10 protein-coding genes and 1 pseudogene are annotated in these 13,474 nt (G+C 57.4%); 7 read left to right on the top strand and 4 right to left on the bottom strand.

Translation table 11 applies throughout. The features are described 5' to 3' along the window. Nucleotides 1–2: 2 nt before the first annotated feature. Complete coding sequence (locus A3C3_RS38295) at nt 3–2,879, bottom strand: ATP-binding protein (protein ID WP_167521942.1); 2,877 nt, start codon at nt 2,877–2,879, stop codon at nt 3–5. Between the two features lie 199 nt (nt 2,880–3,078). Between A3C3_RS38295 and A3C3_RS0113220 the strand changes: the two genes are divergently transcribed. After that, nucleotides 3,079–3,291, top strand: coding sequence for a hypothetical protein (locus A3C3_RS0113220; protein WP_022715086.1), 213 nt, complete (start codon nt 3,079–3,081; stop codon nt 3,289–3,291). Nucleotides 3,292–3,405: 114 nt separating this feature from the next. Here A3C3_RS0113220 and A3C3_RS0113215 read toward each other — a convergent pair whose 3' ends face one another. Next, entirely contained in the window at nt 3,406–4,875 is a 1,470-nt protein-coding gene (locus A3C3_RS0113215; RefSeq protein ID WP_022715085.1) for a xylulokinase, read from the bottom strand. 217 nt (nt 4,876–5,092) lie between these two features. On the opposite strand from A3C3_RS0113215, the gene A3C3_RS0113210 reads away from it, so the two are divergent. The 5 genes and pseudogenes from A3C3_RS0113210 to A3C3_RS0113190 all read left to right on the top strand — a co-directional run bounded on the left by A3C3_RS0113210 (nt 5,093) and on the right by A3C3_RS0113190 (nt 10,120). Beyond that, nucleotides 5,093–5,974 carry a helix-turn-helix domain-containing protein gene (locus tag A3C3_RS0113210; RefSeq protein WP_022715084.1) on the top strand — a complete coding sequence of 294 codons (882 nt, stop codon included), beginning with the start codon at nt 5,093–5,095 and terminating at the stop codon, nt 5,972–5,974. A gap of 145 nt (nt 5,975–6,119) precedes the next feature. Beyond that, a pseudogene (locus tag A3C3_RS41450) lies at nt 6,120–6,802 on the top strand (type 1 glutamine amidotransferase domain-containing protein). A gap of 484 nt (nt 6,803–7,286) precedes the next feature. Then, nucleotides 7,287–7,586 carry a putative quinol monooxygenase gene (locus A3C3_RS0113200; protein WP_022715083.1) on the top strand — a complete coding sequence of 100 codons (300 nt, stop codon included), beginning with the start codon at nt 7,287–7,289 and terminating at the stop codon, nt 7,584–7,586. 124 nt (nt 7,587–7,710) lie between these two features. Then, entirely contained in the window at nt 7,711–8,940 is a 1,230-nt protein-coding gene (locus tag A3C3_RS0113195) for an MFS transporter (RefSeq protein WP_022715082.1), read from the top strand. Nucleotides 8,941–9,016: 76 nt separating this feature from the next. Then, nucleotides 9,017–10,120, top strand: a complete 1,104-nt coding sequence (locus A3C3_RS0113190) for an NADH:flavin oxidoreductase/NADH oxidase (protein WP_022715081.1) — start codon at nt 9,017–9,019, stop codon at nt 10,118–10,120. Nucleotides 10,121–10,301: 181 nt separating this feature from the next. Here the strand turns inward: A3C3_RS0113190 and A3C3_RS45220 are convergent, their stop codons facing one another. Together A3C3_RS45220 and A3C3_RS0113180 are read right to left on the bottom strand one after the other, a co-directional pair. After that, nucleotides 10,302–10,478: a hypothetical protein gene (locus A3C3_RS45220; protein WP_156890783.1), complete on the bottom strand. Its 177-nt coding sequence runs from the start codon at nt 10,476–10,478 to the stop codon at nt 10,302–10,304. 119 nt (nt 10,479–10,597) lie between these two features. Beyond that, nucleotides 10,598–11,836, bottom strand: a complete 1,239-nt coding sequence (locus A3C3_RS0113180) for a flavin monoamine oxidase family protein (protein ID WP_022715079.1) — start codon at nt 11,834–11,836, stop codon at nt 10,598–10,600. A gap of 96 nt (nt 11,837–11,932) precedes the next feature. Between A3C3_RS0113180 and A3C3_RS0113175 the strand changes: the two genes are divergently transcribed. Then, the gene (locus A3C3_RS0113175) at nt 11,933–13,462 is read left to right on the top strand and encodes a cation:proton antiporter (RefSeq protein WP_022715078.1); all 1,530 of its coding nucleotides are present in this window, start codon (nt 11,933–11,935) and stop codon (nt 13,460–13,462) included. Nucleotides 13,463–13,474 lie beyond the last annotated feature (12 nt).

Raw genomic sequence — 13,474 nt, 5'->3', positions numbered from 1 at the left:
GTTCAGCTTGCGAGCGCCGTGTCTAGGCGCTGTCGTAGAAGCGAGTTGGCTGTTCGTAGGTCGGCGGTTTCGGAACCGTCCTGAAAACTTCGGACGATTTCCGCAAGCTTGCTGAAGCCTTCTTCCGTCGTATTAAGACCCATCGATCTGTCGGCTTTTATGCGGGCGAGGTGTAATCGAAGCTCCCACCCTAGCGCCGACGTTCTGCGCGCAATTGCGGTACCATCGTTTAAAAGACGATGTACCACATTGAAGTTCGAGTGTGGCGACGACAGGAGGATCATGGCCTTCGTTCGTAAAAGCTCCGGCAGAAGGTAGGTCCCACCAGCGCGTTCGCACAGACCCAATGCAGTATCGACGGCCGAAACCGCTTCGGTATGCTCGCCAGCGATGGCAAGTCCCTCTGCAAGGGCACGAAGGGTTCCGAATATCAAACTCTGAAAGCCGATCGAACTCACCGATCGTAATTTCCCGCGCAACAAATCTATGCTCTGTTCCGCTTCGCCACGAAGGACCAGAAGCTGGCCGCGCACCGCCATGCCAGCTTCACGGTATCCGGACAGATTGCCATTTGTCGCCGTTAGTTCAGCCAGTTCATCGGTCAGGATATCCGCTCGATCTAGCTCGCCGCTGTCCAGAAAAACGGTTATGCCCATTAGGAGGCTCAAACATAAAGCGGCTGGTTGGCTTCTTGCCTCCTCGATGGCACTCTCGGCCATCTGCAACGCTGTTTCCGGCGAGCCTCGGAGCCACGTGACGCGCGCTTGGGCGATCTTCGCTAGCGCAAGGTGGGCCTGCTCGAAGTACCCCAATCTCGACGGAGAAAATCCGGTGGCTCGCGCGAGACTATAATCGTAAGTGGCCGCAGCCTCCAATTGCTCTCCGAGCATGTGGTACATCGTTCCCAGCATCCAGCCCGCCACAAAATTGTCATTCGAGCTACTGTGGTGATCGACCTTGTTCGCGTAAGCTTCTGCAACGTTGAGGCCCGAACGGAAATCGCCCTGCTTCAGATGATACATTCCCAATCCCGCCAACAGGTGAGATTCTATGCGATGGTTTTTGAGGCGACGGCTGAGCGGCAGTCCGACATCGAATAAGTTCGCAACCCCCGTATCGCCGCCATGCCCAAAGAGCGTTGCGATCGTGAGACTCTCCAAAAGCTTGAGGTGCAGCTCCGTGTTTTGATGTTTGGGCGGCAAAAACTCTAACGCGCGTTGGCACCATCTTCTACACTCATCGAACTGCATCAAATCTTGGAAGGTTTCGAGCAGGAGACAACATGTCTCAACTCCGATCTCGGCGTCTCCGCCTTCAGAGAACGCCCACTCAAGCGCAGTGCGCACGTTTCCAATGTCGAAATCGTGCAGCGAGGTGTTTTTGCCCGATCTGCCCTCGCGGGCGCGCATTCTTCTTAGGTACAAAAGGGCATGTCTTCGTTGAGTTTCGTGCCGCCCGGGTTCGCGCGTCAGCCTGAAGGCCGCGTATGTTCTGACGATCTCCCGGAGTTTCAACGCGCCGGTTGTCTCATCCACCCCTCCCGACGACACCATGGATTTGTCGACCAACTCACTTATCGCCATCGAAACATCGGCGTCACTTATGCCGGATCCAGCAACGACATCCGTCGCCGCACCTATCGTGAATTCGCTGGCGAACACAGATAGCCTGTTCAAGACCGTTTGGGTGTTCTTCGACAGAAGAACGTAGCTCCAGTCGAGCAGCGATTGAACAGTCTGGTGCCGAGGTGTCGCGTCCCTGTCGCCGCGCCAACGGAGCGTTAACTGATTATCCAGCAGCTCCAATACTCCGTCCAATCCATACATGCCAACGCGGCTGGCCACCAATTCTATCGCGAGGGGATTCCCGTCCAACCGCCGGCAGATAGCAGCGACTATGGCGGCCTCCTCGTCAGCGAGGGCACCTTTGTGGCCACCGTCAACGGCTCGGCTCATGAAAAGCTCAACCGATGGCCATGCCAGAGCGTGGTTCGCAGTCATCCGTCCCGTATTGGGGGGGGTTCCCAAGGGCCGCAAGAGATACACCGCCTCCCCCGTGACCCGTAGTGCCTCGATGCTCGTCGCAAGCACATGCGTAGAAAGTGAATGTTTCAGGACGAACGAAACCGCATCGGCAACCCCATTGATGACATGCTCACAGTTGTCGACGATCAACAGGCTCCGCCTTTTAGAAAGCCATGTAACCGCGTCACGAAGCGGATCGCTGCTTCGGACACTTGAATTGACCGATGATGCGACGGCGGCCTCGACTAGAGCGTCATCCGTGACAACACTGAGATCCACGAACCTGATCTCATCGAAGTTCCGGAGGCTACGCGCCAAGGCTGTGACAAGAGTGGTTTTACCAACCCCACCTGGTCCCACCACCGTGATTAACCGGCGCTCTTGGACGGCACGCTCCAGTTCTTCAAGATTGGAAGCCCGACCCAAAAACTTGTCCGAGCGAGACGCGATCGGAATCTTGATCTCGCGTTGAATGATGACGGGATCGTCGAAAACTGCTTCGTCGGAGATGCTGTGGGAATGCGCAGAGGATACGTCCTGTTGCGTTTTGACAGGCATCACGAAGCTGTAGCCCCTGCCCGCGATGCTGGCAATATATCGGTCGCCGTTGACGCCGCAACCCAACTTACGGCGAAGGTGGGCCATCTGAACACGTATATTGGAGTCCTCAACACTCAGGCCGGACCAAGCGCAAGCCATCAGTTCGCGTCTCGAAAGGATCTCACCTTGTTTATTAACGAGTGCTACCAACATATCAAAAGCACGGCTGCCGATCGGCAGCTCACGCCCGTCCCGCATGAGTTTCCGCGAGACCGGATTAAGGCTGAAAGGGCCAAATTTGAAAACAGCGTTCACGTCACGCACCCCCGTTGGTGACCGCAACTGTGTGGCGACCGAGGCTTTGCACATTTATCACTATCAGTAGTCTATACGATGTAAGAAAAGCCGGGGGTTAAAACCGGTAAATAGTAGCGGCTGCTACCCCAGCGAGCACGAAATGCCGACCGTTGGGAAGTAACTCTCCATTCGTGGAAACGACGGACTTGTCGGCTGGATGGCCGACGATGGTGAAGCGGTTGTGATCATGACAGCGAGCAATCCTGTTTTGCGGTTTGGGCATAAACCGATCGAGCACGTCATACCAACGGCACTCGGACGCTATCGCAAGGGCGGCGATGGCGCATGCTCCGCTATTGCGGAAGGATTCTCAGATATTGCTCTTTTGCTTCGGCGCGATGGGATGGGAAACGCGCGCCGGGAACGTTGACGGGTCGCCACGCAGTTGCGCAGCGTCCGGCGGGGGACTGGTCTACATCGCATGCTGCGGGCAGCGGACCGCCACCTGACGCAACGGCGCACCCGATCTTCCGTCGGTCGCTAGTCAGAGGACGGATGTTACGTGGCGTCGGCTGATGTCCTGGGTGGCCGCGTACGAGTCCTTAAAAAGCGCCATGCGGACCTCGTGATAACCTCTGCGAGCCGGATCAGGCCGGAACTCTCTTTCGAATTGGACAATGCGGCTGGCGGCATCGGCGATCGAGCCCGCTGCACCTATTCCTGCAAGGGCCATGGCCGCAGCCCCGGTCGCCGCCGCATCCGCGCTTCGTACACATCGAAGCGTGCGACCGAGCACGTCAGCGCGAATCTGGTTCCAAACGTCCGAAGCAAATCCGCCGCCGCCGCAGTTCAGGATCGACGGAGAGCTGTCGGCGGAGCGCTCAAGCGTCTCCAGCGCCCATTGCGCCGAATATGCAACGCCTTCCATAACCGATCGCACCAAGTGGGCGGGACCCATGGAGGAGTCGAGTCCAAGGAATATACCTCGCGCGAATGGGTCCCAGAGCGGCGCCCGCTCGCCATCCAGATGGGGGATGAAAAGCGGAATGCGTTCCTGTCCACTCATGGCGGCTGCCAGAACACAGAGTTCGTCGATGCTTCTACCCAGGAGACGGCTGAGCCACGCTAGCGACGCGCCTCCGGATTGTATCGGCGCGGCATGCAGTGTGATTTCCTGATAGGTAGGAAATGCTGCAACTCCCGGCGTCGGAACGCGCTTTGGCGATACGATCCCCAGCACGTCACTCGTACCGCTGAGATACATTGCGCTTCCAACTTTCCCGACATCGACGCCAAACATGCCACTCCATGCGTCCATAGTCCCGACAATGACGGGCGTACCCGCACAGGGCAACCCCGGCAAGACGCGTCCCACGACATGTGTGAAATCACGCAGTGGAGGCAGGCGTTGCACTGCATCCGGCACGAGATCAAGAAGCGCCTTAATGTAATTAAGTTGTCCGTCAACCAGACCAATAGATGCTATCGCGTCCGCCGCAACCTCTCCCGTCAATCGTGCGATGCAGTAGTCCTTCGGCAGGATGACGGCTCGCGAGCGGCCCCAGATGTCCGGCCTGTTGCGTCGCATCCATTCCATACGGCTGAGACAATGACTGGCGTCGATAGGCAATGGAGCACCCCACCATGCAATCCGACTCTCAGCGCCCACTTGCCCATCCAGTTCGGCGGCGATGTCGGCGCATCGCAGGTCCTGCCAGACAATCGCCGGAGCGAGTGGCGTTGCGTTGCGGTCAATGAAGACGTGAGTATTTGCCTGGGAGCATATGCCGATAGCCTGTAGCCCCCCGAGGTCAAAATCGCGCTCGAAGCCGGCAAGAGCCTGAATGGCCACCCTGATCCAGTCATCAGGTTCCTGCTCGACGATCCCTGGAGCGGGACGCGCGGTGGGATACGACTCGACATAGTGCCCCAGTTGAGTGCCCGCCCCGGTCACCAGCACCGCCTTAATGGCGGTGGTGCCGATATCGATGCCGATAACAGTTTTATCACTCATGTCCGTTCAACCTGCCTTTCACGTCGGCTCGGACGCTCACTGACCTCACGGCGGATAGACTACTACTTGCCTCCCCAAGGTAAATGCTGCGAAGAATTCTACTGAGTCCCTGGTTGGTGAGGTAACGCATTGCCTCGGTCGCTCCCAAGTCGCTTCCCAATTGCGCCAAGTAAACGAATGTGATCGTATGCGCTACCGGATGATGAGGGTGCGAAGCATGAATAAGCTGCCTGCCTCTTATGCCAGAGGACGCGTGATCCTGAGTTCCTCCGGTAGGCGCTGGCAGGGTGTCCAGGCCGAACTTCGCTTCCATCCCGCGGGCGAGAGGCCACCTGGTACAATCGACGTAAACGAGATCTGTGTCGTCATGCGCGGAACGACGGTGGTAACCCGTCAGGCCGAGGGTGTGCGTGAACGGATCGTAGGGGCGCCGGGAACGATCGGATTAAGCCCCTCCGGGATACGAGAGGACTTTAAATCGATCTCTCGTACCATAGACGAGATGGTACACATCTATCTGCCTGCACCATTTTTATCAAATCTCGCCGGAACGCTCCGCAGCGATGCGTCATCGCCTTCTATCGACTATCATGCCGGCTTTCGTGACCCGCTCATCGAGTGCATCGCGACGGAATTCGTCAGGGAACTAACTTGCGAGACCTGGGGCGGGAGTTTGCTCATCGAAGCCCTCTCGGACGCGTTAGCTCTGAGGCTCCTGAATAGTCACGCGGGTTTTGGGATTGACCCTGCGCGCAGCGCAATCGCATCACCAGGTCTCGACTCAAGGCGCCTCCAACGCGTGATCGACTATATCGATGCTAATCTCGCAGAACCGATTACTTTGGACGATCTGGCGGCTGTGGCCTCGCTGAGCCGCTTCCATTTCTCGCGCATGTTCAAGATTGCAACCGGGCAGTCGCCCAGCACCTTCGTCGGTCACCGTCGGCTGGAAATGGCCAAGGTACGACTCGCGGCCGGCCTTTCGATCGCCCAGATCGCATTCGATTGCGGCTTCTCGTCTGAGTCAAATTTCGTCCGGTCCTTCAAACGCGTCGGCGGGATGACACCGGGCGAGTTCAGGCGCATGTCCCGCCAGTGATGCACTACTGATCGACCGGTTATCACGGCGTGTGCCGCAAAGGACCTCAACTGCGCACAGACGGAATAATGTGCAGCACGCAGTGACCGTGCGAAGCTAGTCCAGCAAGATAGAATGGTGCCGCAGCCGAGCAGGAGGTGGCACTGTGAAGATTGCGATCGTTTTGACATCGCACGACCAACTTGGCGACACGGGCAAGAAAACGGGCTTCTGGTTGGAAGAGCTTGCTGCACCGTACCTCCTGTTCCGAGAAGCCGGCGTCGATATCACGTTAGCCTCACCGAAGGGCGGTTTTCCGTCGCTCGACCCCAGGAGTTGCGAAGCGCCTATCAGACGGATGATACGAGGCGATTCGAAAGCGATGCGTCCGCCATGGCGTCGCTGAAAGCCACGCGTCGACTGTCGTTGATCGCCGCAGCGGAGTTTGACGCAGTGTTTTTCTCAGGCGGCTACGGTGCGCTCTGGGACCTGACGAATGATCCCGACGCGCTGTCCTTGATCGAAACGATGCTGGCGACGAGCAAGCCGGTTGCGCTGGTGTCTCATGCTCCAGGCATTCTCACCAACGTCAGGACCCCGGATGACCGACCAATAACCATGGGACTCGAGGTGACCGGCTTCACGAACTCCGAGGAGTCCGTGATGCAGTTCAGGGAGGTGGTGTCTTTCCTTTTGGAGGATCTGCTCAAGAGCCAAGGAGCGAAGTTTTCGGCTGCGGAGGACTTCAACAGCTATGTCATTCGCGATGGCCTTCTGGTGACCGGCCAGAATCCTTCGTCGTCGAGGACCGCAGCGATCACCCTTCTGATTGCGTTGCAAACGGAATGAAAAGCGGTCGGAGCAGTCAATTGCGTGAGCTGCGTAGTGCAATCCTATCGAGGAGACAGCCGCTGTTCCGCGCCAAGCGCAACAACCGAGAAGAGGCGGATCCGTGACTTTTGGATGTTGCCCGCACTGGCAGCCGACGGTTTCCAAAGGTCTTGAATAAGAGCCGAAACCTGAACCCATGTCATTCTTTTTGCGGTTGAACGGATTAGAAACGACGGCCCTGTTATTGTAAGGCCCCGTCTCCAGTTCTTCGACTGCGGTCGGCTTCAGCAGCTCGCGTCGTACGCTGCCATCGTCGTCTCGCCGAAGGAGACGTTAGGCCGGGGTTTGGCCCAGCGGCTTCTACCGACGTAACTCTTGAAGCCGGTATCGTTTAACGCTCTTTTACCGTGTTTTACGCACGCCTCTCAAGCCGACCGGATAGTGTGTCTGTCGGTTGTCGTCCCATCCGTGATCGGTGGGCGGTCGGATCAAAGGACACCATATGACAAACGTCAAAGTTTACGCGGTTCTTACGGCAAAATCCGGGAAAGAAGTAGAATTGGAAAACTTGCTAAGAGGCATGGCTGCGCCTTCGCGGGGAGAGAAAGGTAACTTGCGCTATGATCTTTGGCGAGACGCCGCGGAGCCGAGCCGTTTCATCCTTGACGAGATGTACATCGACGCGGAGGCCAACTCCTCTCATCGTGAAACACCTCATTTTCAAAACTACGTGGGCAAGATCGGCGAACTCGCGGATCGATCCGTTTATACCGTGACAGCCGTCGACGTGATTGACGTATGAGCATGAGATTCACTGCATTTTACAACGCTTAATTACACTCGATCGATATCCGGCGTGAAGATAACGCATCCAGTTACAGGGACGGGTCAGAAACACTTTTCCCACCCCATTAAGGATGCGACCGATGCTCGACAAAGCCTATCACGCTCAATGCGCCGCGGTTAACGTTCATTCCTCCGATCCCGTGGAGCGCGCGCGATGCCGCCTGACACTGCTGTCGCTGGCTTTGGGCAGTTTCTGCATTGGCACCTCCGAATTCGCCAGCATGGGTATCCTCCAACTGTTTTCCGAAAGCCTGGGGATAAGCATTCCTACTGCGACGAACGCCGTGACTGCCTACGCTTTCGGAGTGGTCATCGGCGCACCACTTGTCACGCTAGCGGCTGCACGATTAAACCGTCGCACCCTGCTTCTCATGCTCATGGCGCAGTTCGTATTGGGGAATATCCTGTCCGCGCTGGCGGTCAACTTGGAGATGTTCGTACTCGCTCGTTTCATCAGCGGCATGCCCCAAGGTGCATATTTCGGGGCAGGAGCCGTTGTAGCCACCTACGTCTACGGCCCTGGCCATACGGGCAAGGCCTTTGCTCTGGTGATGATGGGACTGACCGTGGCGACCATCGTCGGCTCCCCACTCGCGACGTTCCTCGGCCAGACCATCGGCTGGCGAAACACCTACTTTGCGGTGTCGGGCCTCGGCTCGCTATCGTTCCTGGCGCTAATGGCGTTCGTGCCGAAAACCCACGCTCTGAACGGTAGCTCCGTCATACAGGAGCTTAGCGCTCTGCGTAAAGGAGCAGTATGGATGACCATGCTCGTCGCCGCTCTCGGCGTTGCGAGCATATTTGCGATCTACACTTTCGTAGGACCGTTAATCACGGATGTCGCCATGCTGGAAGCAGGATGGATCCCGATTGCACTTACAGTTTTCGGACTCGGGATGACTGCAGGCAATTTTCTTGGCGGTCGTCTCGCCGACACGTATCCGGCACGTGGTCTCCTGCTCGGATTTGGCGTAGCAGTCGTCGTGCTCGCAGCACTGGCCACTTTCGGGTTCAAGCTTCCCGTCCTATTCGCCGGTTTCTTCCTGGTCGGCGCAACAATGTTCACCGCGATACCGACTATCCAGGTCAGACTGACTAAATTCGCTCCCGAGGCGCCCACCCTTGTAGGCGCGATGAATTTGGCGGCACTCAACCTGTCCAATGCGATCGGGGCATGGTCGGGTGGCCTCGCGATTGCGAGCGGCTTTGGCATTCTCTCCTCCGCTTGGGCGGGGTTTTGCCTCACGCTCACCGGTCTCGTCATCTTCACCATGACGCTCACTCGCCGTCCTAATCTGGCAGCCGCCTAGACCGTCACACATCGTGGTACCTTAGCGCATAAGGACAAACGTACGGCAACAGGAAGCCGTGTTGGGAGCAGCAACAATGTCCAAGCCAAAGCTTTTCACGCCCATTGAAATCAAGGGCCTCACATTGGCCAATCGGATCGTCATTGCGCCGATGTGTCAGTACTCAGCCGAAGAAGGGAACATGAACGAATGGCACTTGATACATCTTGGCAAGCTTTCCCTCTCAGGCGCAGCGCTCTTGACGATCGAGGCAACTGCAGTTCTCCCGGAAGGACGGATTACCTATGGAGATCTCGGCCTCTACAGCGATCAGAATTACGCGGCTATGAGCTTGACGCTTGAGAGCATCCGGCGGTGGTCGGACATGCCTATCGCGATTCAGCTCAGTCACGCCGGCAGGAAGGCGTCGACCGAAGTTCCCTGGAAAGGTGGCGGCCAGTTTGCTCCAACTGACGGACTCGGTTGGCAAACATACGGCCCGTCGGCGATCTCCTACAACGCTGATCAACAACCGCCCGTCGCTTTGGATAAAGAGCGACTGAAACGCGTTCGCGATGCATTTGGAACTGCCGCGGCGCGAGCCGACAAACTCGGTATCGACATCGTACAACTTCACGCCGCGCACGGTTATCTACTCCATCAGTTTTTGTCACCGTTAGCCAACCAACGCACGGACGAATATGGCGGGAGCCTCGAGAACCGAATGCGCTTTCCCTTAGAAGTTTTCGATACGGTCAGCGCAGCATTCCGTGAGAAGCCGGTTTCAGTGCGTATCTCTGCGACGGATTGGGTTCAGGGTGGCCTGACGCTTGAAGAGTCGCTTGTTTTCGCACAAGAACTCGAAAAGCATGGCGCTGGCGCGATACATGTGTCCAGTGGAGGCCTCCATCCCGCCCAGAAGATCGCAGTAGGGCCTAGCTACCAGGTCCCGTTGGCTCGAGAGGTGCGGAAGGTCGTCCACGTTCCCGTGGTCGCGGTTGGCTTGATCACCGGCTACGATCAAGCCGAAGCGATCGTCGGGACTGGTGACGCCGACATGGTAGCCTTGGCAAGAACTATCCTATTCGATCCGAACTGGCCGTGGCACGCTGCAGCGGAGCTGGGTGGTAAAATTCGTGTACCAAACCAATACCTTCGCTCGCAGCCCAATCGGTATCGCGGTCTTTTTGAGACGGAATAACACGCAGCTCCACGGTAACATCAACGCAGAAAGGATCTCAGGATGCCCCGTCATTTCAGATTCCGGGATTATGCAGCAAATGGCGCGGGGACATATTCTCGGACGAATGAAAGCTAACACTCACGGGGTGCATCCCACTCGGAGCTGTCCGGGAAGGCTCCATTTTATAGATCAGGCCAAGTCAGAGACCCAAGCCGTTCTTGTTGAGGAGTGATTGGCAATGGTCGGCGGGCGCATGGACGCCATTTCTGTTGGTGATCTTGAAAACGGCATTTGGCATCGTCAGCCGGGCTTCGTCTTCGCAGAAGGCGTAGGTCTCCAAAGGTCGATGGCCGCTGCGTCCGTCGACGCTGAGCACGCCGCTAGCCGCGTGGCCGCAAATTAGCGAAGCCTCGGAGCGGATCGGGGTTCGGGTTTAGAAGAAAATGTCGAAATCTTGAAAGCCAACCTTATTCGCTATGCGGTCAGTCCTGCCCACTAGGGAGCGACTGCTTTAGGATAGCACGCCGCGAATTCTTGAACTGCCCTGATGCCACTCTCCCATGCACCGTGAGCTGTAGAGAAGTCGAAACGACTTGTCGCCTCGCCTGCAAAAAACAGTCGCTCGCTCACTGGTTTTGCCAATGTCTCGCGGTCTCGAGCGCAGCCGGGCAATGCATGGCTGTATGAGCCGTGGATCCATTCAACGTTGCACCATGAAGAGGACGAAATTGGCTTGAGGTATTTTTCAATTTTACCACCGAGCAGCGCCGTCAACTCCTCGATGGCAAAGGCGAAAGCTTCGAGAACTCCAGCGTCTTCGATCGCGATCGCGCCAGGGCCGCCGAAAAATCCCTCAACGATCGGGCGACCAAGCGGTCGGATGTAGTAACTGCCCGTTTTGTCGTTTGCGGGATTGCCCAGAAGATGAGTTTCCGCCTCCAGACCATGATTGCCTTCAAGGTGGAAGAAAAGTTTGTCCGCCAGGCCAAGCGGCAGGTTCCCAGCCGCATGCAGGTGGTCGTCCATTTCCGCATCGAATTCGATAAGGGCTCTGGCAAGCACGGCTGTCGAGACAGTCACGATTACCGCCCGGGAATCAACTGTTCCGCGATCGGTCTCAATCCTAACGCCGGTTCGGGTTTGCCGCACCTTCCTGGCAGCGCAAGATAAATAGAGAGGAACAGGCGGCATACTCCTTACCAACAACGTTCCATATCCTTCACGCACCCGCCAGTTTGACTGGGTCGCGGCCTTGTCGTAGGCAAGGAAATCCTCGACTGAGAGGCTATCGAGCGGCGCACCGTTGAGATACCCGCTTAGAGACTGACAGTAAGCGTTCCACTTCCCAGCTGGGTCAAGGGCATCCGAAGCTCGGTCAGAGGCCGGTGGGGCTCTTTCCATCTGTTTAGACATTCCCGCCCAAGCCTCAAGGGCAGCTTTTCGATCATCGGGAGTGAATCCGAGGTCCCGCCATTGATCCTGCCAAGCGGTGCGACCTTCTACGACATCGAAGCCTTCAGCCCTTGCCAGATCGACCAGCGGATTGCGTTCACCAGAATGTAACCAGCCACAACCCATGTCGAGTGGGAGACCATAGATCTCGTTGGTCCAAGCTCGGCCGCCGACGCGGCTGCTTGCTTCAATGACAACTACCTTGCGACCCAGCGAGGTCAGCATACGGGCCGCGGAAATACCAGCTGCCCCAGCGCCGATTATTGCCACCTCGAAGTCCATAACGCGCTCCGTTAATTTTGGTGAAATTGGCCGCCGGATGCTCATGATTCGGGCTACCGAGACTATAACGCCTACAGATCTTTGTTATGGTACATCATGAGCTTTTTCGAAACCCTAGTGGCGCTTCTGGCAGTCGCCGTGTTTCTGTTGCAGATCACAAGGCGAGTCCACCTGCCCTATCCAGGCATCCTTGCCGCGGCTGGCGTAGCGGTCGCGATGGTTCCCGGAGCACCTAACATCCCGATTGATCCCCATACAGCGTTGGCGCTTTTTATCGCGCCTGTCCTCGTCGACTCCGCCTATGACTTTCCTATCGGCGCTGCACGGCGCATGCTCCTGCCGATCTTTGTTTACGCAGTAGTCGCCGTCCTCGCTACAACTGGGGTCGTCGTTCTCGTCAGCACTTTGACCGTTGGCCTGCCTATAGTCGTCGCTCTTACTCTAGGCGCGATCGTCGCTCCTCCGGACGCTGCGGCGGCAACCGCAGTTCTGTCAGGGCTACCGGTCGACCGCAGAGTGGATACGCTGCTCAAGGGCGAGAGCCTGTTCAACGACGCGACCGCCCTTTTGCTGTTCAGCGCGGCTCTGAACGTCCATGCCAGTGGCGGGCTAGGGTCGGCGACCGTTATCAAGATTGCTATCGCGGCACCGGGTGGGATACTTTTCGGCATCGCATTCGGTTATCTTCTTTCCAGACTCAGGCCACTCACGGAAAACACGGTAGGCGGGACGCTTCTCCAGTTCGTTTACGCGTTCGCAACCTGGATAATCGCCGAGAGACTGCATCTGTCGGCGGTCTTGGCCACCGTGGCCAGTGCCATGACGATTGCCACACTGGCGACTGTCAACGACTCCCCCCGGATGCGCGTCCATTCGTTTGCCGTATGGACGACCGTGGTTTTTCTACTGAATGTGGTAGCGTTCTTGCTGATGGGCCTGCAGGCGAAAAGCATCGTTCAGACAATGTCTCCTGATGAGCTAGCCCGCGCGGTCGGCTTCGCCACGATTGTCGTCATCAGCGTGATCGTTTGCAGAATGGCGATTGCTTTTCTCTTTCATGCGGTAGTCGCGTACCGACACAAAAGAGGGGGTTACCTCGCACCATTCCGACATGGCGAGACTATGCTTGTGGGGTGGGCCGGGATGCGTGGCCTCGTCACTCTTGCGACTGCCTTCGCTCTCCCACCAGATTTCCCCGAGCGCAACTTGGTAGTACTCGCGGCGTTTGCCGTTGTGCTTGCGACGCTTGTCATCCAAGGGGGGACGCTGGCTCCGATGATCCACCTTCTCCAGCTGGGCCGCCAGACGGCAGTCCGAAAGGAGACGGATGTGGCTAGAGCGGGCCTTGCTGAAGCTGCGGTCGCAAGGTTGGCCTCAGAAGAAGGACCCGAAGCAGCAGCACTCATTGCTCAGTATGCCAAGACCGCAGCGGACCCCGGCGGCCTGTCGGACGATCGACGTCGCGGGCTATTGCGCGCTGCGACCCTAGCTCAGCGCCAGCGCCTCGATGAACTTAGAGACGCCGATCTCATTGGCGCGACGCAATATCTGGAATTGCAAGAGGACCTGGACTGGCAGCAGCTGGCGGCCGAGTCCGAGAAAGAAAGGCGGATAACGGAAAGCTAAAGGGAAAGTCTT

Source organism: Rhizobium mongolense USDA 1844, assembly GCF_000419765.1.
Classification (GTDB): Bacteria; Pseudomonadota; Alphaproteobacteria; order Rhizobiales; family Rhizobiaceae; genus Rhizobium; species Rhizobium mongolense.
The sequence above is the reverse complement of the archived record's forward strand: the minus strand, read 5'-3'. Positions and strand labels throughout refer to the sequence as shown.

Excerpts from the sequence above, each read along its gene's own strand:
- A3C3_RS0113190 (WP_022715081.1), top strand. The coding sequence starts at position 9,017 with ATGTCCAAGCCAAAGCTTTTCACGCCCATTGAAATCAAGGGCCTCACA.
- A3C3_RS0113210 (WP_022715084.1), top strand. The coding sequence starts at position 5,093 with ATGAATAAGCTGCCTGCCTCTTATGCCAGAGGACGCGTGATCCTGAGT.
- A3C3_RS0113220 (WP_022715086.1), top strand. The coding sequence starts at position 3,079 with ATGGCCGACGATGGTGAAGCGGTTGTGATCATGACAGCGAGCAATCCT.
- A3C3_RS0113215 (WP_022715085.1), bottom strand. The coding sequence starts at position 4,875 with ATGAGTGATAAAACTGTTATCGGCATCGATATCGGCACCACCGCCATT.
- A3C3_RS0113195 (WP_022715082.1), top strand. The coding sequence starts at position 7,711 with ATGCTCGACAAAGCCTATCACGCTCAATGCGCCGCGGTTAACGTTCAT.
- A3C3_RS0113200 (WP_022715083.1), top strand. The coding sequence starts at position 7,287 with ATGACAAACGTCAAAGTTTACGCGGTTCTTACGGCAAAATCCGGGAAA.
- A3C3_RS0113180 (WP_022715079.1), bottom strand. The coding sequence starts at position 11,836 with ATGGACTTCGAGGTGGCAATAATCGGCGCTGGGGCAGCTGGTATTTCC.
- A3C3_RS0113175 (WP_022715078.1), top strand. The coding sequence starts at position 11,933 with ATGAGCTTTTTCGAAACCCTAGTGGCGCTTCTGGCAGTCGCCGTGTTT.